Origin of the sequence: Rickettsia helvetica, from assembly GCF_963970025.1 — a bacterium.
Classification (GTDB): domain Bacteria; phylum Pseudomonadota; class Alphaproteobacteria; order Rickettsiales; family Rickettsiaceae; genus Rickettsia; species Rickettsia helvetica.
In genome coordinates this window covers 642,481-665,510 of record NZ_OZ018776.1, presented here as the reverse complement: position 1 = coordinate 665,510, position 23,030 = coordinate 642,481, and the positions used below count along the sequence as shown (strand labels likewise).

Sequence of the window (23,030 nt, the reverse complement as noted above, 5' to 3'; positions counted from 1 at the left end):
TACATCAGTTATACTGTTAAAACTATCTTAATCAAGTAATTAAAGTGAAAATTTATCATTAAAACCCTAATTTATTATCAATAGTAAATTATAAAAGCTAATTTTCTACTCTGTAAAAAATTAATAAGTTTTTTAATAAAAAACAATATATACTTAATTTATATAAAAGGTGAAAAACGGTTTCCACCTTTTATATTCAATATTTCTAACCGAATAGCAGATTATATAATAATTCGCTATTCGAATTAATTTAGAATAAAATTTTTAAAGAAAAATATATTAAATCCAATGTTATTGTCTGAAATTTGTATTAAACGTCCTGTCTTTGCTACGGTTTTGAGTTTGGTTATCGTAGCTCTTGGAGCAATTTTTTTTACCAAGCTATAAATTAGAGGAACTCCGGATATTTCAGTTCCCATTATAAATGTCGATGCTCATTATGCAGGTGCCGATGCTTTATATATGGAAAAAGAAATAACGACGCGTATAGAAAAAGCTTTAAAGACGGTTAAAAATTTAGATTATATAACTTCTCAAAGTTTTACCGGCGAAAGTAGTATTACTTTATCGTTTCTACTATCTACCGATATTGCAATAGCACTAAACGATGTTCACTCCAAAATATCAGATATCACTTATATGTTCCCACAAGATATGAAGGCTTCGTCGGTTGCAAAACTTGATGCCGATAGTTTTCCTAGTCTTTTTATAAGTATTGAAAGTGATCAATATAGCGATTTAGAATTAACAAAGATCGTCGAAGATAATCTACAAACACCGTTAGATAAGCTTGAAAGCGTAGGACAATCACAAATTTACGGCGGTCGGGAATATATAATGAGAATAGAACCCGACTCCAAAAAATTATATCAGCATAAAATTTCTTTATTAGAGATTGAATCCACAATAAAAGAATAAAATAAAGATTATCCCGCAGGTACAATTAAAACAAAAAGTAATAATTTTATAGTAACTCTTGAAGGTTCTTTATCTACACTGGAAGAATTCGGCAATATTATTCTAAAAGTACAAAATGGAAGCATAATAAAATTACGAGATATAGTGAAAATATCTTTAACTTCTCCCGATGAGGACATAATTTTTAGATATAACGGCAAAGCTCCATTGCTCTTGGTCTTATAAAAGAATCAAAAGCTAACGTCATAGATTTATCAAATGAAGTAACTAAAGAATTAGAAAGAATTAAAGAATCAATGCCCAAAGGAATTAAGTACGGGTATCGCATACGATGGAGTAACGCCTGTAAAAGCATCAATTTATGCGGTATTGCAAACAATTTTTGAAGCTTTAATATGTACTAGTTAGGAGTTGATCTGACAGTAAGAAGTTGTTGGGTACGAAAAAAAAGATATACTCGTACCCGGCAAAAATTTAACAACCTCTAAAAAAAGGAGACTGTCAGATGACAATATACCAACAAAAAATAATAAAGCCAAGAATTGGTTTATTACAACTAGCAGAACAACTAGGTAACGTATCGCAAGCATGTAAAGTAATGGGTTATAGCCGAGATACATTTTACCGCTATAAAGAGCTTCATGAACAAGGTGGAGAAGAAGCGCTATATGAGATGAGCAGAAGAAAGCCTTGTTTAAAGAACCGAGTACCAGCAAGTGTTGAAGATGCTATAGTTAATATTACAGTTGAATATCCCGCTTATGGTCAAGAACGTACAGCTAATGAGCTACGCAAGAAAGGAATAATTATTTCAGGAGGAGGCGTAAGATCAGTTTGGCTTCGTCATGATTTAGAAAATTTTAAGAAACGCTTAAAAGCTTTAGAAAATAAGGTAGCAAGCGACGGTATTATTCTAAATGATATACAGTTAACAGCTCTTGAAAAAGTAAAAAACAAACGTGAAGCAAGCGGTGAGATTGAGAGTTTACATCCCGGTTATCTTGGTTCTCAAGATACCTATTATGTAGGGAATATAAAAGGTATAGGACGTATTTATCAGCAAACTTTCGTTGATACTTATTCTATTGCTATTTGTAAACTTTATACAGAAAAAACAGCTATAACGAGTGCAGACCATCTTAACGATAGGGTTATACCATTTTTTGAAAGCTATAATATTCCTCTGGTTCGGATATTAACAGATAGAGGAACGGAGTATTGTGGCAAGCCTGAGCATCATGCTTATCAGTTATATCTTGGTATTGAAAATATAGATCATTCTAAAACTAAAGCCTATAGTCCTCAAACTAATGGGATATGTGAACGATTCCACACAACTATGCAAGAAGAATGTTATCACATTTTATTCCGCAAAAAGTTTTATTCTACATTAGAAGAGCTACAAACTGATATAGATAACTGGCTTGTAGGTTATAATAATGAAAGAACTCATTCAGGTAAACATTGTTACGGTAAAACGCCAATGCAAACTTTTAAAGATTCTCTTTATATTGCAATTAATAAAAATATTGATAATATAGAGACAATATCAGACAACTTGACCTTAACTTATCAAGCTGCCTGATTACTCAATACTGTCAGATCAACTCCTAACTAGTACATTTAATATTAGTGTTTTAGTCACTTATTTATTTCTTGCTTCTGCTAAAATTACCTTAATTCCATTTGTGACAATTCCGGTATCGTTGATCGGTACTGTTAGTGTAATGTATGCTTTTGGATTTTCTATTAATATATTTACGCTCCTTTCTATGATACTTGCTATAGTTTTAGTTGTCGATGATGCGATAGTTATGCTTGAAAACATTTTTAGATATAATGAAATGGGGCATAAACCCATGGAAGCGGCTATGCTTGCTTCTAAAGAAATCGGCTTTGCAATCATTGCTATGACTATTACGCTTGCTGCCGTATTTTTATACCCGTCGGTTTTATAGAGGGTTTTATCGGGAAATTATTTATTGAATTTGCTTGGACTTTAGCATTTTGTGTTTTGTTCTCAGGATTTGTTGCTTTAACTTTAACTCCTATGATGTCAAGTCGTATGGTGACAAAACATAATACGGACTTACCGAAATTCTTAGTAAAGTTTAACGACATTCTACAATTTATTTAAAATAAATATATTTACTATCTAAAGCTAACTTTTGACAATAAAAAGAAATTTGTCATCATTATTGCATCATCATTTATAGTACTGATTATTAGTTTTAAATTTACTCAAAAAATTTTCGTACCCCAAGAAGAATTTTTACAAGTTTCTCTTAAAGGACCTGAAGGTTCTAGCTTAGAATCTTCTACTAAAGTAGTGAAAGAAGCCGAAAAAATCCTTGCTAATTATAAAGATATATTAGGTTATCTGATGGTAATAGGTGCAGGCGGTAGCGATAATGTTTTTGGATTCATTCCGTTAAAAGATTGGGGTGAGCGTTCTCGTTCCCAAGAAACTATTAAGAATATGTTAAATAGCAGTGTTCCGAAATACCGGGCATGTCGATTTTCGCTATGGATCCACGTTCAATGGTTAGCGGGAATGCAAGTAGCCCTATCGAGTTTACTATTCAAACGAACCTTGAATATGATGATCTAGATAAAATATCACAATAATTTATTGATATAATGAAAACAAATCCTATTTTCTTAAACGTCAATAGAAATTTACAATCAGCAATGCCGACTATAAGTATAGAAGTCAACCGTGATAAGGCTTATTTATACGGAATGGATTTGGCAAATATAGGCAAAACAGTACAATATTTACTTGCAGGTCAACAAATCGGGGATTTTAGAATGGGTAATGATTTATATGATGTTATATTACAATTTAATCAAAAAGATCGAAAAGATATTAGCGATTTTAGTAAAATTTTAATCAGAGCAAAAAATAATAATATGTTACCGCTTGAATCAATAGCCAATATTACGGAAAAAATATCAGTAAAATCATATAATCATTATAATAATTCAAAATCCGTTACTATTTCTTCCGATCTTGCTCCTGACGAAAAAATTGATGATGCAATTAATGAAATCAATAAAATAGCCGCTAAGTTACTTGATCCTAGTAATACTATAATTGAATATATCGGAGACATTAAACAAATGAGAGAGGCAGACAGTAATATGCTTATAACATTTGTATTTGCTCTTGTATTTATCTATTTAGTGCTTGCAGCTCAATTTGAAAGCTTTACTGACCCTTTATTAATATTACTCGCCGTACCTTTCTCAATAACCGGCGGTGTACTTGCTCTCTGGCTTGCTGGTAAAATAGTCTTAATATGTATAGTAATATCGGACTTATTACTTTAATTGGATTAATCACCAAGAATTCTATTATGATAATAGAATTTGCTAATCAGCTAAGAGAAAAAGGAGTAAAGGTTCAAGAAGCTATAATAGAATCCTCAAAACTTCGCTTGCGTCCAATTCTTATGACTACCCTTGCTGCTGTAGTCGGAGCTTTACCTCTAGTTTTTACAGATGGGGCCGATGCTGCCGCTCGTAATTCTATAGGTTTTGTAATAGTTGGAGGATTAAGCATCGGTACTATATTTACAATTTTTGTTATACCTGTAATATATCAAACTTTTAAGAAGGATTAATAAATTATAGAATTGTAAAATTTAGTAGACATATAGCTCAAAATGAGAAATGATTATTTTACGTTAGTTTTGTTGCATGGCTCGGAAAACGCACATAGTGTCATCCCGTGGCTTGACCACAGGATCCAAAAATGTAACTTACAATACTAGTAATTTTAGTATTTTTAACTGGATCCCGCGATCAAGTCGCGGGATGACATTCAGAGTGATTAGATTCCCGCTTTCGCGGGGAATGACATCGTAACAACCTCACTTGTGCTATAGCAGTTATTGCTGCTGTTTCAGCACGTAATATATTACTTCCTAAACTTACAGATTTTGTATTCTTATATGAGGCAAGAAGTTCCAGCTCATCATTAGTAAAGCCTCCCTCCGGTCCTACAATAATAGTTATATACCTATTATTAAGTGATGATGAAATTCGTAATATAGAATTTTCTTCTTTTGCATGTTCATTAGCATATAACATCAAATTATTATTCTTTTTAAGATAATCTTGTATTGTGATAGCTTTTTCAATTATCGGGGGAGTAAGACGTTCTGATTGCTCTGTTGCCTCAATCACACATTTTGTTAAACGTTCGATATTTACCGATCTAAATTGACATCGCCTCGTAATTAACGGAATAATTTTAGTTACGCCTAGTTGCGTAGCCATATTTATTGCAAGCATTAATTTATCTTGCTTTATTATAGCAATAGCAAGAGTTAAAGCAGATTCCGTATAAGGCTTTTTTAACTGTTCTTTAAGCCTAACCGATAGGTTAGGCTTACCTATATCGGTAATTTGTGCTAAAAATTCTCCATCCGTACCGTTAAAGATACGCAAGCCATCATTTACTTTAAGACGTAGCACCGTTTTAATATAATGAATATGATCGTTTGCTAATTCTATCTTGCTATTTTCAGCTAAACTACTATTAATATAAATACGATTAAATCTCACATTATTACTATGAAGAATGAAAAAAATAATAATATATTAGAAGAAGAAAATTTGCCAAAAGAAAAAGAAATTGGCGGTGTTAAAGGCTTGGAGCCTACTAGGTACGGGGACTGGCAGCATAAAGGTAAAGTAACAGATTTCTAATATTATGCCATCATTTGAGCAAATTAAGGTTTTACCTTACAAGCCACAGAAATTGTTTGATTTGGTGTGGGATGTAGAGTCTTACCCTAAATTCTTGCCTTGGTGTTCTGCCGCTAGAATCATTTCAGAAGATATAGTCAATTCAGTTGGATTTGGATACAAGGAGCGAGGAGCGAAGCCTATAACTAATAGGAGAGCGACGAGCGACGCTGTAGGCGAGTCCAAATCAATTGACTATAACAATGAGATCATTGCTGAGTTAGTAATTCAGTTAAAAGGCTTTTCAGAAAAATATAACTCACGAGTTACAAGCGAAATAACAGATGATGGAATATATTTGATTAATACGGTAGCTATTTCAGGACCTTTTGAATATTTAAAAAGTACTTGGCAATTTGTTCCATGCACGGCAGGAACTGAATTAAAATTCTTTATTGATTTTAAAATGAAGTCCGTAATACTGGATAAATTAATTGGCACTTATTTTACCAAAGCAACCGAAAAAATGATTATAGCTTTTGAAAAGAGAGCAAAGGATGTTATTAGATGAAAACATTGTTTCCTCTTTATTAAATTTAAATTATCATATTTCATGGTTTTTGAGTATAATGCAAATGCACTGTGTAATAAAATATCAATTTTTTATTTAATAGTAACTTAATGGATGTTAATATTAATACTTGACATTTGTTAAAAAATTCCGTATTCTGTGGTAATTAAGATAAACTAATGTTGGAAATATAAATGAAAGAATTTGAATCTTTAACTATAACAGAAATTCCTACAAATGCTATAAACCATAAGGAATTTGCCCATTTAGGAGTAAATCTTGCGTATAAGACAGATGATACAAATCGATATCTTACAGAAGCATTAATGATGAATGGTAGTCATTTAGTAGGCAGTGGTTGGGAAATACTTGCTGCTTCTTGTGATAATGCAAATACAGCTCAATATGGTTATAAAGCTGTTGCATTTATAAATAAAGAAACTAAGGCCATTCATATTGCTAGTGCCGGCACAAAAGCAGATATGAATGATGTATGGGATGATGTACTTATCATTTTCCATTATGCTCCTAATAAACTAAAAACGGCTCAAAAATTTGTTGATGAAGTAATTGAAAAAATAGGCGGTATTGAGAAAGCTGCAGAATATATTTTTGATACTAGCGGTCATTCACTTGGAGCAATAGTTGCAGATTTAACCGGCGTAGAATTACATTCTCGTAATTTAAATTTTAATAAATCCGTAACCTTTGACAGCCCAGGTTCACAAGAAGTAATTAAATATGCTATAAATCAAGGTTTATTTACTGGAAAAGTAATAACTCCGCTAGAAGAGTTAGCTAAACATTCTGAGATATATAATGCAAAACCTAATATTATTAATACTACCAATAATCATGCCGGTAAAATACACTTAATTCTACCGAAAGTAAATAATATCGAGCAGTCAGAATCATCAAAAGCAGAAGGATGGGGGACATATTTATATAATATGGCTGGCTCTGCCGCTTACAAAGCTGCAGAATATCTAGGCATTAATAAAATGGTTGAAGGAATAAATAATCATAAGCTAAAGAATTTTGCTGATTTAAAAGATAATGCTGTTTTACCTATAGCCGATTGGAATGAACAAATATTAGAAAATAACGAAGATACTTCAAAACTTAAAGCTATTCCATCTAGCGGCAAGGATGTATACTTACTCGATACAACTAGAATTACTGATGATGAATATACTAGTATGATTGGAGTAGATATATTCCATTGGGCATATAATGATTTGCAACAATCTTGTGCTATGGAAGTTGAACAAATAGGCAATATAAATAATAATTTAATACCAATGATATGTTAGAGTATGTTGTTTTCGGTATTGCTAGATTAGCACACAGTGGAGCTAATACTATTTCAGATATAGTAGAAGCTTGCAATAACGCTATTGATACTATTTCAAATACAACTCCGGAAGGGATAGAAGAGCCTACCCTAGAGTCAAAAGATATTGAAGACGACTGGGTAGAAGTATCTCTAATAGGAAAGTAAACTTCTATACTTTAAAGCAACTCTATAAATTTTCTTTAATCTACTGCGGCTTGCAGAGTATTTTAATACTTTAAAATAAATTCACATTCTATATCTTAATAGACATTAACTCATTAGTTGACTTTTATTTCAAATTACCATAAAATATGGTTACAGGTTAAAAAAGAGATAGACATGTCTAAGCACAAAAATTCTAAACATATTAGCACTAAAAAACTTGCTTATATAGGATTAGACCTCGCATATAAAACAGATGATTTAAATATTTATAATCTAGAAGCATCAAAGATCAATGAACAATTAACAGATAGCGGCTGGGAAATACTGACTGCTTCATGTGATCATATCAGCACTGCTAAATATGGTTATAAAGCCGTCGCATTTATAAATAAAAAAACTCAAGAAGTTCATATTGCTAGTGCCGGCACAAAATTCAATATATATGATTTATTAGACGATGGGCTTATCACTCTTCACTATTTACCTACTAAACTAACTCCGCTTCAGGATTTTATTAATGAAGTAATTAACAAATTAGGCAGCTTAAGTAAAGCCGCAGAATATAGTTTTAATACTAGCGGTCATTCACTTGGAGCAATAATTGCAGATTTAACCTCAGTAGAAATACATTCTCGCAACTTACATTTTAATAAATCTATAACTTTTGACAGCCCTGGCTCAAAACCGATAATTGAAAGAGCCATCGAAAAAAATTTATTTACCGGAAAAGTAACAACTCCAATAGAAGAGCTAGCTACCCATTTCAAGATATATAATGCAAAACATAATCTTATTAATATTACTAATAAGCATTTGGGAAAAACAACAATGGTACTTCCTGGTAAAAAAACAGAACTATCACAATCAGAAGAATGGGCATTATATTTATATAATTTTGCCAAACAAAAAGTTACAAAATACCTAGGAATTAATGGAATAGTCGAAGGCTTTGAGGGAATAATAGCCGGAATCAGTAAACATGGACTTGTTAATTTCTCTGATTTGAAACAGAATATTACTTTAACCATAGATGATTGGGAAGCAGAAATACAAAAATATGCTAAAAATACTCTAAATTTAAAAAATAATTTATATAATCAAATAGTTGAAACTGAAACTGGAGCTAATTTAGTTGAGATGTATAATGATTTTCAAAGCTGCAGTCAAGAATATGCTCAAGAAGTCAAAACAACAGGAGATATGAGTAATTATCATCTATATCCTCTCCTAGTATGTTAAATAAAAAAATAACATATATAATCAATTTATATAAAAGGCGGAAACCACCTTTCACCTTTCATATTCATTATTTCTTATTTAGAGCAACTAAATAGATTTCCGTAGATTCGCTGCGGCTGGATGAAGGTTTAAAATGTTTCACCGTTCTAAATTCACGCTTCACTTTATTTAATAATTCGTTTTCTGCACCGCCACGAAAAATTTTAGCAATAAAATGACCGGAGGGTTTTAGTACTTTTAAAGCAAATTCAAAAGCTTGCTCACATAAAAGTAAGGTTCTTATATGGTCTGTAGCTTTATGACCTATGGTATTTGATGCCATATCACTCATTACCATATCAGCTTTACCGTCTAAAGCCTGAATAATTAATTCTTCCGTATCTTCTTCAAAAAAGTCCTTTTGAAGAAATTCAACTCCAGCAATAGGTTCGATTTCTAATAAATCGATAGAGATTATTTTATTATTTAGGTTATTATCCGAAGCTTTAATAAGCTTGGAAGCTACTTGACTCCATCCCCCAGGGGCTGCCCCTAAATCAACAATTTTCATGTTAGGAGTAAAAAGTTTAAATTTTTCATGAATTTCAAGTAGTTTATATGCAGCTCTCGACCTAAAGCCTTCCATGCGTGCTTTTGCAACATACGGATCGTTTAATTGTCGTTTTAACCAGTTATTAGAGGAAACGGTACGTTTTTTAGAAGTCTTCACTCTAACAAATTTATTTCTATAACCGCTTAAATTATTTATCATGGGATTTTTTTATTTTCCTTTGCTATTTTATCTAATACGGAATTAACAAAACCGATCTCGTGTTCATTTAACATGTCATTTGCTATGTCCGTATATTCGTTGATTACTACTTTAGCAGGCGTAGTAGGGCAAAATAATAGCTCACATATACCGGCACGCAATAAAGCTCGGAGTAAGATCGGCATATGTGCAGGATCTTTATCATTTGTTAAATGATTGTCGATAATTTCGTCTAGTTTATTAATATTTTCAAATACTGACTTTACCAGCATTTTAAAATGACTTATACTTAATGATATTTTTAAATTCTCCGGTAAATCTGTTATAGAATTATTATTTTGATAAAAAGAAAGTACGTTTTGCATAATATCATCTATATCTTCGTTATTTTGCAATATGTTTTGATAAACAGCTTGTACTGCTGCAATACGTGCAATCGACTTTTTATTAATTTTATTTGAACTCATAGAGAAAAGAAATTTAAAATTTAATTTTCGTCATTGTGAGTGGGTGTATTGCCTGCGTGTATCAGTTTCACCGTCATTGCGAGGAAAAATTGAAAATTGTGACGAAGCAATCCAGTAAAAAATTCTGATTTACAGAATTTTTTACTGGATTGCCACGCTCCTTTCAGTCGCTCGCAATGACGATGTGGCATCCACGCAGGCAATACACCCACTCACAATGACAAAATGATATCTGTAACCTTGCAATTTATACCTTAAAATAATTTATTAGTAAACTTATAAAATTTTTATGTTATCTATAATCGGATTTATTATAACCATCAGTATCTTGGTATTTATCCATGAGTTTGGGCATTATTGCATTGCTCGATATTTTAATGTAAAAGTTGAGGAGTTCTCGATAGGTTTCGGTAAAGAACTAATAGGTATTACCGATAAACAAGGAGTTAGGTGGAAGATTTGTCTTATACCGCTTGGCGGCTATGTCAAGATTTACGGCTATGATCGCAACCTTATGGATAAGACTAAAGAAGTTAACGAAAAAGTAGCTTTTTATGCTAAATCTTGTTTAGAACGTTTTTTAATAGTTGCAGCAGGTCCGTTAATTAATTATTTACTTGCCATAATAATATTTGCAGGTTTTTATTGTTACTTTGGAAAAACAGAGATTCCTCCTATAATAGGTGATGTAGTAGCTTCATCACCAGCAGAGAGAGCAGACTTAAGAGAAGGAGATAAAATTGTTAAGGTTAACGATAAATCTGTTAAAGATTTCGGGGATGTGCAGAAAGAAATATTAATTAACGGCTTTAGTTCTTCTGCTTTAACTATAGAAAGAAAAAATGAGGAATTTATCGTTAATATAATGCCTCAAGAAATAATTATATCGCCTCCCAAAGAAAAGAAAGTTAAGAAAACTCTTCGCATCGGTATTATAGCTAAAAATGAACCTATTCATACTAAAATAGGAGTTTTAGGAGGATTTTGGGAAGCTATTAATACTACTATAGATATGTCTGCTTTAACTCTAAAAGCAATATCGCAAATGATTGTAGGAAAACGTTCATTCGATGAGATAGAAGGACCGGTAGCTATTGCTAAAGAGTCAGGAAAATCTATAGCGGGGGGAAGCCAAATGTATCTATTATTTATAGCAATGCTTTCCGTTAATTTAGGGTTACTTAACTTACTACCTATACCGGTGCTTGACGGCGGACATTTAGTATTTATATTATATGAAGCAATTACAGGTAAATTACCGAATCCTAAGACTAAAAATATTTTGTTACAATTAGGAGCAATAATCATAATTTTTCTTATTATAATTTCTGTTTCCAACGATATACAAAATTTGTTTTCTTAAATAATAGATTTACTTGCTCTGACTAATATTATCCACTATAGTGGAACATTGATTATGTTTAAATGTATTAGTGTAGGAGAACTTTATCGTCATTGCGAGCAGCCGTAGGCTGCGTGGCAATCCAGAAAAAATAATAAAAAAATTCTGACTTACAGAGTTTTTTTCTGGATTGCTTCGTCAAAACTTACAGTTTTTCCTCACAATGACGATGAATTTGTAGCTAATGCATTAAACCATAGAATATTTAAATCTTAAAGAAGGTTTTAGGTGAAAATCAGATCAATTAGTAAGTTAATAATTTTATTATTAACGATTTTTTATTATCATATTTCATTAGCTGACTCTGTAATTCGTAAAATAACTATCGAAGGTAACCATAGGGTTGAGCGTTCTACTATTGAGAGCTATTTAAAGCTTAAGGTAGGAGAAACCTATAATAATTCTAAAGAAGATGAGGCAATAAAACGTTTATATGCCACCTCACTTTTTAGAAATATAAATATGCATATAACAAATGAGGGTAATTTAATAGTCAATGTTACTGAAACACCTTTTATAAGTAGCGTAGTATTTAGCGGTAATTCTAAAATCAAAACTAATATGCTCGCTAAAGAAATTTATACAATATCGGGCGAATCTCTTAGCCAAGCTAAAATTGAATTAGATGTAAAGAAAATATTAGAAATTTATAAACGTAGCGGATGTTTTGCTACTACAGTAACACCTAAAATCGAAAATTTAGAAAACACCAGAGTTAAGGTTATTTTTGATATAGCAGAAGGACCAAAAACCGGTATTAAATATATTTATTTTAGCGGCAATGAACATTATAGTGATTCAGAACTTAAATCTATTGTTTTAACTAAAGAATCTCGTTGGTTTCGTTTTTTAGACAGTAACGATACTTACGATCCTGATAGAGTGGAGTATGATAAAGAATTACTAAGAGGGTTTTATCAATCTGTAGGTTTTGCAGATTTTAGAGTAATTTCGGCATCGGCAGAACTCAATAATACTAAAGAATATTTCACCCTTACCTATTCCATTGAAGAGGGAGAAAAATATAGCTTCGGTAATGTTACGATAGACAATAAATTAACTAATATAGATATAACACCGCTTAATAAAATTGTTAATATTAAGCAAGGCAAGGTTTTCAATATGAAAATGGTTGATGATATAGCTGAAAAAATCGGAGAATATTTTACAGCGAACGGTTACCCTGCGGTAAATGTTTATCCGGATATAATGAAAAATGCTCATCATACTGCAGATATTAAATTTATTATTGAGAAAGCCGATAAGGTTTATATTAATAAAATTAATATTATTAATAACCTTAAAACTGAAGACCATGTTATAAGAAGAGAATTTAAAACAGAAGAAGGTGATATAATTAACCGTTCATATATTGAAAAAGGTGAGCGTAATCTTAGAAATTTAGATTATTTTGAGAAAGTAGCAATTAGCTTAGCTCCGACTAAAGCTAAAGATAAATATGATGTTAACGTTGAAGTTGATGAAAAATCTACTTCCTCTATAGGTTTTGATTTAGGATATAATACTGCCGGCGGCTTATTCGGACGTTTCTCTTTCCTAGAGCGTAATTTAGTCGGTACCGGTAAACTGCTTAATGCCGGTGTACAAGTAAGTAAAAACACTACAAGCTATTACGGCGGTATTACCGAACCGCACTTTTTAGATCGTGATTTATCACTTGGCGTAAACGCATTTAGAAACTATACAGGACGCGGTGCTAGCGTATTAAATACCACTGATCAAAGCTATAAGTTACACTCTATAGGAGTTAAAACTTCTCTTGGTTATGAAATTAAAGAGGATTTAGGTCACGAAATAGATTATTTAATCAAACGTGATATTCTAAGTGCTCCTACTCCATCAAGTTCAATATTTTTACAAGAACAAATGGGAAGATTCATTACTTCTGCTATAGGACATACTATTACTTATGATCAAACCGATAATAAAATTGTTCCAAAGAACGGTTATTTAGTAAGCGGCACACAAGAATTTGCCGGCGTTGGAGGTGATAACAAATATATAAAACATGAAGTTGACTGTAAATATTATAAATCTTTTATACATAACAAGCTTACTTTAAAATTATCTGCTTCCGGTGGTGATATTGCAGGGCTTGGAGGAAAAATTATTAGAATTTCCGATCGCTTTAATTTAGGTGATTATAGTTTAAGAGGCTTTGCAAGCGGTGGGGTTGGACCTCGTGAAAAGGTCACTAATGAAGGACTTGGCGGGGAGCGATATTATACGTTTTCAACAGAGCTTAATTTCCCAACACCTGTACCTGAGGAATTTAATTTAACCGGTGCAGTCTTTATGGATTTAGGAAGCGTTGGGGGAGTAGGTCTAAATAAGAAACAATATCAAACTCCAAACGGTTTTTATAACGATAAATCGCTTAGAGCTTCCGTTGGTTTCGGCTTTATTTGGGTAACACGTTTTGCACCGATCAGAATGGATTGGGGCTTCCCGGTTAAGAAGAAGAAATATGATGATACACAGCACTTCCATTTAAGATTTTCGACGCATCTTTAAATTATAGCATTACTGCATGGATACCAAGTCGTCATTGTGAGCAGCTATAGGCTGCGTGGCAATCCATAAAAAGTAACAAAAAATGCTAATTTTAGCATTTTTATACTGGATTGCTTCGTCGAAACTTACAGTTTCTTCTCGCAATGACAAGGAAATAAGCTGTAAGAGCAATATTCATACAATTTCTAATTCAGCATAATATAATAATATTTTCAGCCGATGTAGCTCAGCTGGTAGAGTGGCGCATTCGTAATGCGTAGGTCTGGGGTTCAAATCCCCACATTGGCACCATTTTCTAAATAAAACTATAGCCCTATTTTGTGACAGGTGTGGTAGAACCTGATATACTAATAATGTATAGAAAAACGCATTCGTGTCATACCGTGGTTTGACCACGGTATCCAGAAAAATAACTTAAAATACTAATAATTTATCATCACTATCAATCCAAGTGGTCAAAAAGTCCAGCACCTAAAGCGGCTTTAAAAAATGCTTATAAAATAAGTAATGATACTGAAAGACTTATTGCTGTTGATGTAAAAAATGACCAGTTTGTAATATTTGATAATACAGGTGGTAATGTACATCATGGTCATGTAAGGACATATAAAGAAATAGAGAGAGACGCTGTTTTAAAAAATATCCTTATGAAAAATAACCTAATAAAAACAAATGGTAAAATTATAAAATAGTATAAGGTATAAAAATATATGATAACTAATGAGGAAGAATTCAAAAAACAGCCTGAAGTAGCTAATTTTCCGGAATGGAAAAAATCTTTTTACTATATTATCCATGTAGGCATGTATGAAAATTATGAGGAAGCAATGAATTATATTATAAAAAATTTGAAAAATCCTGAAGAATTATTGCAAGCTGCAGCCATTCAAGCTTTAGACATTGTGGTTCGTAGATTTAACAATATTAAAGAAGAGTTGATATTACCTATATTATTTAAAAATTTGAGAAGTGATAGTGAACGAATAAAATATGAAACTATTGATACTTAGGAACAATTACTTACCGTGTAGTGGGGTTAAGAAGAAAAATTTACCTAGAATACTTTAAAAATGGTATTGATTTTTTTACTAGAACAGAACTAAAAAAGTATACTGATAAGTCTTTAATATATTCCTTAAATGATAAAGAAGAAAAAATAGCATTTATTTTAAGTTTCTGTCAAAACTCTTCAAATTATAATGAAGCATTAGAGGTTTGTTTATATTCTCTACAAGAAGAAAATGAAGATATCTATATAGCAGCTTTTCAGGGATTAAACTATATAGTAATCAGATTCCAAAAAATAAATTTTGATGTAATATTACCGCTTATTAAGAAATTTTTAAAGCTTGCTGAAAGCCGTATTTGTGATTATGCTGAAGCACTTTTAGTTGATATAGCAATTATGATACCTGACTTAAGAGAAAAAGTAATACCTTTTTTGAAAAAAACAAAATCACCTTACTTAAAAGAGATACAAGCATTAAATCATTGAATATTGAATATTGCTTATTGCATAATTAGAAATTTTCAATAGCGATAGAGAAAGTAACGGAGTTAGCAGTAAAGGCTGTAAATGACAATGCATTATCCGGCTTAGAGCAGAAGAGAATAAGATAGCGGAGAGCGTTATTATGGCTCTTAATTCTCATAACGGTATACCTTTTTAAGCGGTTACAGCTGTTTAGAGTAGGAATTGTTATTAAAAGCGGTGTGCAGCAAGCGTGCTTCAACATTACCAAAACCTCGAAGCATACTAGAGTGCTTAACGAACTATCCAGCGGAGTGTTTTGTGCAGCAGGGCAGCCATTACTCTGTTGGCGTGTTACTTCATGGAGTGCAGCAGGCAGCAACTACCATTGATGCAATCTCAAAGATAGAACTGATCCTTGATAACATTAAGGAGCAGGCAAATGTTAGGCTAAACGGTAAGACAGTAACAAGAGAGCATGACGCCATTCGTGATTCCCTAAGCCATAATATAGGCAAGATTGCAGCAACTGCGGTGATGAACTTTATTAACCGTAAAGTCACCATAGTATTTTAAACTGGATCCCGCTACAAATGAGCTAGGATGACAGGGTGGAATTGATCATGCAACAACACCAATGCTACACGGGAATGACGATAAGGTCTTTTTAAAGAGTTGTGTAAAACAAAACTACTTTTTTAGGCAATTCCATTATACTTTGCAAAGAATTATAAGTTTTTGCTAAAAAATAACATATACTTAGCTTTATATAAAAGATGAAAGCTACCTTTCACCTTTTATATTCAACTTTTTAAGCTGAATAGCAGATTATGTAATAATTCGTTATTCGTGTTAATTAACTATTATCTTTTTTCTTGGAGGAATATAGATTGTTTCATCTTCAGCATGCGAAATCTTTTCTAAAAGTCCGATAAAACGGTCTTTATTAGGTACTAGCTTTACTATCGTCCACCCCTCTTCTATTGATTTCTTTATGCGTTCTATATCAGATTTATGTTCTGAAAAAGATATAACTTTTTGTGCTGGATTTTGCATATTGATAAATCAATTATAGTTAATAAATATTAATATTATAGTAAATATTTTTTAATAAATCAATCACATATTTATTATTTGCTAATATAAATAAAATGATTACCATATATTAGGTCTTGTCTACTTATATCCTAATAAATAGTTTAATTAAAAATTAAAAGTTGTACAACAATTTTTTATTTTAAACACGTATTTTTATGTCACTTATTAACTTTATTTTTAAAAAAACATCTGAAAAAATCTTATATGACAACAATAATTTATAATATTGTTAGGTTCTATATACAAAATTTAATTTAAATCGTATAATTTAATTATGTCAAATGATAATTTACAACCGCCTGCTCTTTCTAAAAAGCAATTATTTGCCTTTTTTAGTATGGTTGTCGGGATGTTTATGTCAGTACTTGATATTCAAATTGTCGCTAGCTCATTATCTGTAATAGCTGCAGGTCTTGCCGCTTCAAGCGATGAACTTTCTTGGGTTCAAACATCATACTTAATAGCTGAAGTTATCATTATTCCTATTACCGGCTTTTTAGCAAGGTTACTTTCTACCAGAATTTCTTATTTTATTGCAGCTTTAGGATTTACGGTTATGAGCGTATTATGTTCGCTTGCAACTAATATTGAATCCATGATTATCTTTAGAGCATTACAAGGATTTTTTGGCGGTGCTATGATACCGACGGTCTTTAGTACCGTTTTTATAATTTTTCCTGCATCGCAACGTCCTACCGTTACTATCTTAATTGGACTTGTCGTAACTGTTGCCCCTACTTTAGGACCTACGCTCGGCGGATATATTACGGAGATTTTATCATGGCATTTTATGTTTTTATTAAACGTCATACCCGGTATTTTCGTATGCATGGTAGTCTTTTTATATGGGGATTTTGATAAACCAAATTATAAATTACTGAAAAATTTTGATTTTCTCGGTATATTATTAATGGCTTTAACGCTCGGCTTATTACAGTATGTTTTAGAAGAAGGAAACAAAAAAGGTTGGCTTGAGGATAATTTAATATTATTTTTAAGTATTGCAGTAGCTTTAGGTTTTATTTTATTAATCATTAGAGAACTAACCTTTATTAATCCAATTTTAGATTTAAAAACATTTCTTTATAAAGACTTTACTTTTGGTTGCCTTTATTCGTTTGTTATGGGTATCGGATTATACGGGGCAGTATATATATTACCGCTATTTCTCTTTACTATTGCCGGATATGATACATTACAAATCGGGGCTACTATGATGGTGACGGGCGGAGCACAATTTTTATCTGCACCACTCGCCGGTAGAATGCTAGGGCTAGGGGTAGATTTACGCCTGATGCTTATTATAGGGCTTGGAGGGTTTGCTCTTGGATGTCATTTGAATAGTTTTCTAACGCCTGATTCTAAATTTGCTGCATTTGTGCTTCCTCAATTTGTTAGAGGGCTTTCATTAATGTTTTGTTTTATACCGACTAATAATATAGCTCTTGGCAATATGCCAAAAGAAAGAGTAGGCAACGCTAGCGGGCTTTATAATCTTACTCGTAATTTAGGAGGAGCAGTAGGGCTTGCAATAATCAGTACTATACTTACTAATGATACTAAAACCTTTATGCAATATTTATCGGAAAATATCTCGTCTACTTCTATAATGGCATTAGAACAGCTAGATTCTTATACTGCATTATTAAGCAGAAAAGTTCTGAGTCCCGAAAAAGCATCATATTTGTTATTAGCAAACAAATTAAATAATGATGCTTTTGTAATTGCAATAAATAATATATTTAATATGATAGGGCTGTTATTTGTATTTATAATGCTACTGATACCTTTTACTTCAAATATCAAATTAACCGGAAATGTTAATGCTCACTAAAATTAAATTTATATTATATTTTCCTTGGTTATTATTAGAAATATGGAAATCGGCTTTCTCGGTTATTAAAATAATTTGGCAAAGAGAGATAGGGATAGATCCGATTTTTGAATGGATTGACGCAGAAGGACTAGAAGAAATAGGCGAAATAATATATGGTGATTCGATTACTCTAACTCCGGGTACAGTAACACTTGATATAAATAATAATATGTTATTAGTGCATGCACTCAATAAATCATCGATTACCGACCTACAAAGAGGTATAATGATTAAAAAAATTAAGCAGATATTAAACAATTTGAAGTAGAAAATGATATCAGATATAAACACTCTAAAGTATAAAAAAGTTTTACTTAAAGTTTCAGGGGAAGCTTTAATGGGAGACAAGCAATTTGGGCATGAATATGACATAATAAAAAAGATTGCCGGCGATATTAAAGAAGTTATCGATTTAGGAGTAGAAGTCGCTATTGTAGTCGGCGGTGGAAATATTTACCGCGGGATTAATGCAGCACTCATCGGTATGGACCGAGCTTCAGCGGATTATATAGGTATGCTTGCAACGGTGATTAATGCATTAACTTTACAAAACGTTATGGAAAGCCTCAATATCTATACAAGAGTTCTATCGGCTATTCCTATGATGAGCGTATGCGAGCCTTATATTCGCCGCAAAGCTAAAAGACATATGGAAAAAAAACAAGTAGTAATTTTTGCCAGCGGCACGGGTAACCCGTTTTATACAACCGATAGTGCTGCAGTACTTCGTGCAATCGAAATGAATTGCGATATTTTATTAAAGGCAACTCAGGTTGACGGTGTATATGATTCCGACCCTAAAAAAAATCCGGATGCTAAAAAATATTTCACTATTAGCTATAAAGATGTTATAACTAACAACCTGCAAGTCATGGATATGGCAGCTATTGCAGTTGCAAGAGAAAATAAATTACCTATAAGGGTATTTTCAATAAAAGAACAGGGAAATTTTGCTAGAGTAATACAGGATAAAGGGGAATATACGACAATTGAGGAATAATATACTGCTCGTCTTTATAAGAATTATTCTTTCATTTTATCGGGGGTTCGTATCCTCACCAATTAAGTATAGGCTGCGGGTATTCACCCCTCAAAATAAAATCTAATTCTTAAAATACTTCACGTATATAAAAATATAATTATTTAGTATGGATAAAATAAAAATGGAGAAAGAGAATTTAAAGAAAAACTTACAAGAAAAGATGGAGAAAGCTCTCAAAGTTTTAGATCATGAGCTTAAAGGGCTGCGTACCGGTAGAGCTTCGGTTCATTTGCTTGATAGCGTAACCGTGGAAGCTTACGGGAGTAAAATGACGCTTTCACAAGTTGCTTCTCTATCAACCCCTGATGCACGAACAATTAACGTGCAGGTTTGGGATAAATCTATGGTATCATCGGTAGAGAAAGAAATTACGATAGCAAATCTCGGCTTAACTCCTGCAACGGACGGTCAATTAATCAGACTGCCGATACCGGCTTTAACTGAAGAAAGACGTAAAGAACTGGTAAAGCTTGCTCATAAATACGGTGAGGATACTAAAATTTCATTACGTAATATTAGAAGAGATGGCAATGAAGAACTTAAAAAGCTAGAAAAAGATAATATTATTGCAAAAGATGAGCATCATAGCTTATCTGAACAAGTACAAAAGTTAACCGATGATTATAGCAGTAAAGTTGACTCGGCAATAAAACAAAAAGAACAAGAAATAATGACTGTTTAATTATATGTTTCTTACTCCTAGAATAGCTCTCGTATTTAAAAAACTTTTTGGCGTCGAAGAAAATAAAGATTTACTTATTTCACTTATTAATTCCGTGGTATCGGAAGAAGATAAAGTAGTAGAGATAACATTATTAAATCCCTATAATTTTCAAAATTTACTTCTGATTCTGATGAATTAAAGGATATCATAGGCAAAGTTAAAAATTCGTTAGATAGATGGCTAGCTTTTTTAAGTAGAAATGACTTATTAAGTAAAGATAATTTACCGGAAGAACTTGATGATATTCATATTAAAAAAGCTTTGGAAGTTATGGAAATAATGAGCTTTAATGAAACTGAACGTGTAGCTTATGAAGATCATTTAAAATGGTTTAGAGATAAATATAGTGTTATCGAATCTGCCAAAGAAGAAGGACTGATGGAAGGTATAGCGGAAGGATTTAAAAAAGGGATAGAGAAGGGAGAAAAAGATAAAACTATTCAAGTAGCAAAAGAAATGTTAGCAGATAATGAACCTATAGATAAAATAGTTAAATATATGATGTTCACTAAAGAAGAAATTGAAAGATTATAATTATGTTTGAGTTTATTGAAACAGGACTTGCTATTAAAAAACTTTATCAATATGTAAAATCTGAAGTAGTAGATCAGGATTTTTGGGCTTTTTCAGCCAATGATTATCTTAAGCTACCTGAAGAAGATCGCAACAGAAAATGGTATGTATTAAATCCTGATAAACTAAATAATAAGCATTCACAAGATCCATCCGCTTTTATTGTGGATGAAGATGAAAAGGATGCAATGATCCGAGCAGTAAAATTTGTTAATGAGACTACAAATTCTTTACCTGCAGACTCATCTTTTTTAGAAAGATTGCTTTATACAAAAAACTTTATCCCTCCATGTTTTTTTAGCGATAAAACAGTAAAAAATAACGACAGTTCGGTTGTAAGTATAAAACTCTACGGCAAAAAATGAAAATATGAGCGAATAATGATAATAAAAGAAGAAGCACAGAAAATAGCAAAATTAGCTAGATTAAAATTTGAAGAAGATACTGTAGAAAAATTTTCTACTCAGCTTAGTACTATTATGGATATGATCGATATTTTAAATGAAATAGATTGCAAAGATATAGAACCTTTAACTTCGGTTTCTAATATGAATGCTAGAATGCGAGAGGATGAAGTTACGAGTTCTGATTTATCAAATAAATTATTTGATAATGTAAGCGGAAATAGTGCTCAGCTTGCTAAAGAAGTAAAATATTTTATCACTCCAAAGATTGTTAAATAATTATGACGGAACTAAACAAATTAACAGTAGCAGACAGTGTAAAAGGTCTAAAAAATAAAGATTTTACAAGTAAGGAATTAGTTAATGCACATATTAAACAAATAGAAAAGCATAAAAACCTAAATGCTTATGTTACCGAAACTTTTGATTTAGCTTTAAAACAGGCTGAAGCAGCCGATCAAAATTATGCTCAAAATAAAGCAAGAACCCTTGAAGGTATCCCGTTTGCCGCTAAAGATCTTTTCTGTACGAAAGGAATTAGAACTACGGCATGCTCTAATATACTGAAAAATTTTATACCTAATTATGAATCAAGCGTTACACAAAATATTTTTGATAAGGGCGGTGTGATGCTCGGCAAAACTAATATGGATGAATTTGCGATGGGTTCAGCAAATATTACTAGTTGTTTTGGAAATGTAATTAGCCCTTGGAAAGCAAATGATGATAATGCAGATTTAGTTCCAGGCGGTTCTTCAGGCGGTTCAGCTGCGGCAGTTAGCGGCTTCATGGCATCCGCTGCTCTTGGTAGCGATACGGGCGGCTCAGTACGTCAACCTGCAAGCTTTACGGGTTTAGTTGGATTTAAACCGACATACGGACGTTGCTCAAGATACGGGATGATATCATTTGCTAGCTCACTTGATCAAGCAGGGATACTTACTAGAAGCGTTTTAGACAGTAGCATTATGCTTGAAGTGATGATGGGGCTTGATGAAAAAGATTCTACTTCAATTAAGGCAGAAGTTCCAGAGCTACAATCCGCTATCGGAAGTTCTATGAAAAATATGAAGATAGGCGTACCTCTTAGCCTTGGTGAAGGCGGTATTATTGAACCTGATATTATGAAAATGTGGCAGGATACCATAGAGCTACTTAAAAACGCCGGTGCTGAAATAGTTGATATTACTTTGCCGCATGCTAAATACGGTGTTGCCGTTTATTACGTAATAGCACCGGCTGAAGCTTCTTCAAATTTATCTAGATATGACGGTGTTAGATATGGTCTTCGGGTAGAACGTGAAAATATGACGCTTGACGAAATGTATGAAATGACTAGATCAGCCGGATTCGGGGAGGAAGTAAAACGCCGTATTATGATTGGAACATATGTGCTTTCATCTAGTTGTATGGATGCATATTATCTAAAAGCTCAAAAAGTACGTCGTTTAGTTGCAAACGATTTTAATAATGCTTTTGCAAAAGTTGACGCCATTTTGTTACCTGCAGCACCGACCGAAGCTTTTAAGATCGGTGAAAAACAAAATGATCCGACTATTATGTATTTAAACGACTTATTCACTATTCCTGCAAGTTTAGCCGGTTTACCTTGTGCATCGGTTCCTGCTGGATTATCGGCACGAGGTTTACCTCTTGGGATGCAGATTATAGGTAAACAATTAGACGAATATAATGTTTTGAAAGTAGCATCGACAATTGAGTCAGGTGTAAAACATATTAAATTTGAGCCAAAGGGTTTTTAA

The 23,030-nt window shown here is 32.3% G+C and carries 23 protein-coding genes, 1 tRNA gene and 4 pseudogenes; 23 read left to right on the top strand and 5 right to left on the bottom strand.

The genetic code is table 11. From position 1 onward, the window contains the following. Nucleotides 1–387: 387 nt before the first annotated feature. The 3 genes and pseudogenes from AB1146_RS03995 to AB1146_RS03985 all read left to right on the top strand — a co-directional run. Nucleotides 388–1,314: pseudogene (locus AB1146_RS03995) on the top strand (efflux RND transporter permease subunit); the annotation flags it as partial. Between the two features lie 109 nt (nt 1,315–1,423). Then, nucleotides 1,424–2,503 carry an IS481 family transposase gene (locus AB1146_RS03990; RefSeq protein WP_010420735.1) on the top strand — a complete coding sequence of 360 codons (1,080 nt, stop codon included), beginning with the start codon at nt 1,424–1,426 and terminating at the stop codon, nt 2,501–2,503. Nucleotides 2,504–2,549: 46 nt separating this feature from the next. Then, nucleotides 2,550–4,544: pseudogene (locus AB1146_RS03985) on the top strand (efflux RND transporter permease subunit); the annotation flags it as partial. A 181-nt stretch (nt 4,545–4,725) separates the two neighbouring features. Here the strand turns inward: AB1146_RS03985 and AB1146_RS03975 are convergent. Beyond that, nucleotides 4,726–5,490, bottom strand: coding sequence for a 16S rRNA (uracil(1498)-N(3))-methyltransferase (locus AB1146_RS03975; RefSeq protein ID WP_010423756.1), 765 nt, complete (start codon nt 5,488–5,490; stop codon nt 4,726–4,728). A 30-nt stretch (nt 5,491–5,520) separates the two neighbouring features. Between AB1146_RS03975 and AB1146_RS03970 the strand changes: the two are divergent. The 5 genes and pseudogenes from AB1146_RS03970 to AB1146_RS03950 form a co-directional block, all read left to right on the top strand. Further along, a pseudogene (locus AB1146_RS03970) lies at nt 5,521–5,634 on the top strand (DUF1674 domain-containing protein); the annotation flags it as partial. A 4-nt stretch (nt 5,635–5,638) separates the two neighbouring features. Then, entirely contained in the window at nt 5,639–6,184 is a 546-nt protein-coding gene (locus tag AB1146_RS03965) for an SRPBCC family protein (protein ID WP_010423763.1), read from the top strand. A gap of 194 nt (nt 6,185–6,378) precedes the next feature. After that, a complete protein-coding gene (locus AB1146_RS03960) occupies nt 6,379–7,497 on the top strand; it encodes a hypothetical protein (protein ID WP_010423765.1) in 1,119 nt (372 codons plus the stop codon). Further along, the gene (locus AB1146_RS03955) at nt 7,491–7,685 is read left to right on the top strand and encodes a hypothetical protein (protein ID WP_010423767.1); all 195 of its coding nucleotides are present in this window, start codon (nt 7,491–7,493) and stop codon (nt 7,683–7,685) included. Before AB1146_RS03960 ends, AB1146_RS03955 begins: the two co-directional genes overlap by 7 nt. Nucleotides 7,686–7,859: 174 nt before the next feature. Then, nucleotides 7,860–8,924, top strand: a complete 1,065-nt coding sequence (locus tag AB1146_RS03950; RefSeq protein WP_010423770.1) for a hypothetical protein — start codon at nt 7,860–7,862, stop codon at nt 8,922–8,924. Nucleotides 8,925–8,991: 67 nt separating this feature from the next. Here the strand turns inward: AB1146_RS03950 and AB1146_RS03945 are convergent, their stop codons facing one another. From AB1146_RS03945 to AB1146_RS03935, 3 genes and pseudogenes are all read right to left on the bottom strand, one after another. Beyond that, the gene (locus tag AB1146_RS03945; RefSeq protein ID WP_010423773.1) at nt 8,992–9,675 is read right to left on the bottom strand and encodes an RlmE family RNA methyltransferase; all 684 of its coding nucleotides are present in this window, start codon (nt 9,673–9,675) and stop codon (nt 8,992–8,994) included. Beyond that, nucleotides 9,672–10,142 (bottom strand): transcription antitermination factor NusB, encoded by a 471-nt coding sequence (gene nusB / locus AB1146_RS03940; RefSeq protein WP_010423775.1) that lies wholly within the window; start codon nt 10,140–10,142, stop codon nt 9,672–9,674. Before nusB ends, AB1146_RS03945 begins: the two co-directional genes overlap by 4 nt. A gap of 62 nt (nt 10,143–10,204) precedes the next feature. Beyond that, nucleotides 10,205–10,327: pseudogene (locus AB1146_RS03935) on the bottom strand (lytic transglycosylase domain-containing protein); the annotation flags it as partial. Between the two features lie 104 nt (nt 10,328–10,431). Here AB1146_RS03935 and rseP point away from each other — a divergent pair. From rseP to AB1146_RS03905, 6 genes are all read left to right on the top strand, one after another. Then, a complete protein-coding gene (gene rseP, locus AB1146_RS03930; RefSeq protein ID WP_010423777.1) occupies nt 10,432–11,505 on the top strand; it encodes an RIP metalloprotease RseP in 1,074 nt (357 codons plus the stop codon). 267 nt (nt 11,506–11,772) lie between these two features. Beyond that, entirely contained in the window at nt 11,773–14,079 is a 2,307-nt protein-coding gene (gene bamA, locus AB1146_RS03925) for an outer membrane protein assembly factor BamA (protein WP_010423780.1), read from the top strand. A gap of 215 nt (nt 14,080–14,294) precedes the next feature. Then, nucleotides 14,295–14,370, top strand: a tRNA-Thr gene (locus AB1146_RS03920). Between the two features lie 419 nt (nt 14,371–14,789). Then, entirely contained in the window at nt 14,790–15,089 is a 300-nt protein-coding gene (locus tag AB1146_RS03915; protein WP_232203639.1) for a hypothetical protein, read from the top strand. Between the two features lie 20 nt (nt 15,090–15,109). Next, the gene (locus tag AB1146_RS03910) at nt 15,110–15,574 is read left to right on the top strand and encodes a hypothetical protein (RefSeq protein WP_232203640.1); all 465 of its coding nucleotides are present in this window, start codon (nt 15,110–15,112) and stop codon (nt 15,572–15,574) included. Between the two features lie 297 nt (nt 15,575–15,871). Next, nucleotides 15,872–16,126 carry a hypothetical protein gene (locus AB1146_RS03905; RefSeq protein ID WP_010423782.1) on the top strand — a complete coding sequence of 85 codons (255 nt, stop codon included), beginning with the start codon at nt 15,872–15,874 and terminating at the stop codon, nt 16,124–16,126. 276 nt (nt 16,127–16,402) lie between these two features. On the opposite strand, the gene AB1146_RS03900 is transcribed toward AB1146_RS03905, so the two are convergent. Next, nucleotides 16,403–16,606, bottom strand: a complete 204-nt coding sequence (locus AB1146_RS03900) for a DUF2674 domain-containing protein (protein ID WP_010423784.1) — start codon at nt 16,604–16,606, stop codon at nt 16,403–16,405. A 316-nt stretch (nt 16,607–16,922) separates the two neighbouring features. On the opposite strand from AB1146_RS03900, the gene AB1146_RS03895 reads away from it, so the two are divergent. The 9 genes from AB1146_RS03895 to gatA all read left to right on the top strand — a co-directional run bounded on the left by AB1146_RS03895 (nt 16,923) and on the right by gatA (nt 23,030). Beyond that, complete coding sequence (locus AB1146_RS03895) at nt 16,923–18,482, top strand: DHA2 family efflux MFS transporter permease subunit (protein WP_010423787.1); 1,560 nt, start codon at nt 16,923–16,925, stop codon at nt 18,480–18,482. Beyond that, the gene (locus AB1146_RS03890) at nt 18,466–18,792 is read left to right on the top strand and encodes a monovalent cation/H+ antiporter subunit E (protein WP_010423790.1); all 327 of its coding nucleotides are present in this window, start codon (nt 18,466–18,468) and stop codon (nt 18,790–18,792) included. Before AB1146_RS03895 ends, AB1146_RS03890 begins: the two co-directional genes overlap by 17 nt. Before the next feature lie 3 nt (nt 18,793–18,795). After that, nucleotides 18,796–19,524, top strand: a complete 729-nt coding sequence (gene pyrH, locus AB1146_RS03885; RefSeq protein WP_010423792.1) for a UMP kinase — start codon at nt 18,796–18,798, stop codon at nt 19,522–19,524. A 163-nt stretch (nt 19,525–19,687) separates the two neighbouring features. Then, nucleotides 19,688–20,248, top strand: coding sequence for a ribosome recycling factor (gene frr / locus AB1146_RS03880; RefSeq protein ID WP_010423794.1), 561 nt, complete (start codon nt 19,688–19,690; stop codon nt 20,246–20,248). A 4-nt stretch (nt 20,249–20,252) separates the two neighbouring features. Then, nucleotides 20,253–20,429 (top strand): PD-(D/E)XK nuclease family transposase, encoded by a 177-nt coding sequence (locus AB1146_RS03875; RefSeq protein WP_010423796.1) that lies wholly within the window; start codon nt 20,253–20,255, stop codon nt 20,427–20,429. Nucleotides 20,430–20,434: 5 nt separating this feature from the next. Next, nucleotides 20,435–20,824: a PD-(D/E)XK nuclease family transposase gene (locus AB1146_RS03870; protein ID WP_355404425.1), complete on the top strand. Its 390-nt coding sequence runs from the start codon at nt 20,435–20,437 to the stop codon at nt 20,822–20,824. 2 nt (nt 20,825–20,826) lie between these two features. Continuing rightward, nucleotides 20,827–21,228, top strand: a complete 402-nt coding sequence (locus AB1146_RS03865; RefSeq protein WP_010423800.1) for a hypothetical protein — start codon at nt 20,827–20,829, stop codon at nt 21,226–21,228. Between the two features lie 15 nt (nt 21,229–21,243). Continuing rightward, a complete protein-coding gene (gene gatC, locus AB1146_RS03860; RefSeq protein ID WP_010423803.1) occupies nt 21,244–21,546 on the top strand; it encodes an Asp-tRNA(Asn)/Glu-tRNA(Gln) amidotransferase subunit GatC in 303 nt (100 codons plus the stop codon). A 2-nt stretch (nt 21,547–21,548) separates the two neighbouring features. Continuing rightward, nucleotides 21,549–23,030 carry an Asp-tRNA(Asn)/Glu-tRNA(Gln) amidotransferase subunit GatA gene (gene gatA / locus AB1146_RS03855; RefSeq protein ID WP_010423805.1) on the top strand — a complete coding sequence of 494 codons (1,482 nt, stop codon included), beginning with the start codon at nt 21,549–21,551 and terminating at the stop codon, nt 23,028–23,030.

Coding starts and splice junctions, on each gene's coding strand:
- AB1146_RS03875 (WP_010423796.1), top strand. CDS start 20,253: ATGTTTCTTACTCCTAGAATAGCTCTCGTATTTAAAAAACTTTTTGGC.
- gatA (WP_010423805.1), top strand. CDS start 21,549: ATGACGGAACTAAACAAATTAACAGTAGCAGACAGTGTAAAAGGTCTA.
- AB1146_RS03945 (WP_010423773.1), bottom strand. CDS start 9,675: ATGATAAATAATTTAAGCGGTTATAGAAATAAATTTGTTAGAGTGAAG.
- AB1146_RS03915 (WP_232203639.1), top strand. CDS start 14,790: ATGATAACTAATGAGGAAGAATTCAAAAAACAGCCTGAAGTAGCTAAT.
- gatC (WP_010423803.1), top strand. CDS start 21,244: ATGATAATAAAAGAAGAAGCACAGAAAATAGCAAAATTAGCTAGATTA.
- pyrH (WP_010423792.1), top strand. CDS start 18,796: ATGATATCAGATATAAACACTCTAAAGTATAAAAAAGTTTTACTTAAA.
- AB1146_RS03965 (WP_010423763.1), top strand. CDS start 5,639: ATGCCATCATTTGAGCAAATTAAGGTTTTACCTTACAAGCCACAGAAA.
- AB1146_RS03960 (WP_010423765.1), top strand. CDS start 6,379: ATGAAAGAATTTGAATCTTTAACTATAACAGAAATTCCTACAAATGCT.
- AB1146_RS03990 (WP_010420735.1), top strand. CDS start 1,424: ATGACAATATACCAACAAAAAATAATAAAGCCAAGAATTGGTTTATTA.
- AB1146_RS03895 (WP_010423787.1), top strand. CDS start 16,923: ATGTCAAATGATAATTTACAACCGCCTGCTCTTTCTAAAAAGCAATTA.
- AB1146_RS03890 (WP_010423790.1), top strand. CDS start 18,466: ATGTTAATGCTCACTAAAATTAAATTTATATTATATTTTCCTTGGTTA.
- AB1146_RS03865 (WP_010423800.1), top strand. CDS start 20,827: ATGTTTGAGTTTATTGAAACAGGACTTGCTATTAAAAAACTTTATCAA.
- AB1146_RS03955 (WP_010423767.1), top strand. CDS start 7,491: ATGTTAGAGTATGTTGTTTTCGGTATTGCTAGATTAGCACACAGTGGA.
- frr (WP_010423794.1), top strand. CDS start 19,688: ATGGAGAAAGAGAATTTAAAGAAAAACTTACAAGAAAAGATGGAGAAA.
- AB1146_RS03900 (WP_010423784.1), bottom strand. CDS start 16,606: ATGCAAAATCCAGCACAAAAAGTTATATCTTTTTCAGAACATAAATCT.
- AB1146_RS03950 (WP_010423770.1), top strand. CDS start 7,860: ATGTCTAAGCACAAAAATTCTAAACATATTAGCACTAAAAAACTTGCT.
- nusB (WP_010423775.1), bottom strand. CDS start 10,142: ATGAGTTCAAATAAAATTAATAAAAAGTCGATTGCACGTATTGCAGCA.
- rseP (WP_010423777.1), top strand. CDS start 10,432: ATGTTATCTATAATCGGATTTATTATAACCATCAGTATCTTGGTATTT.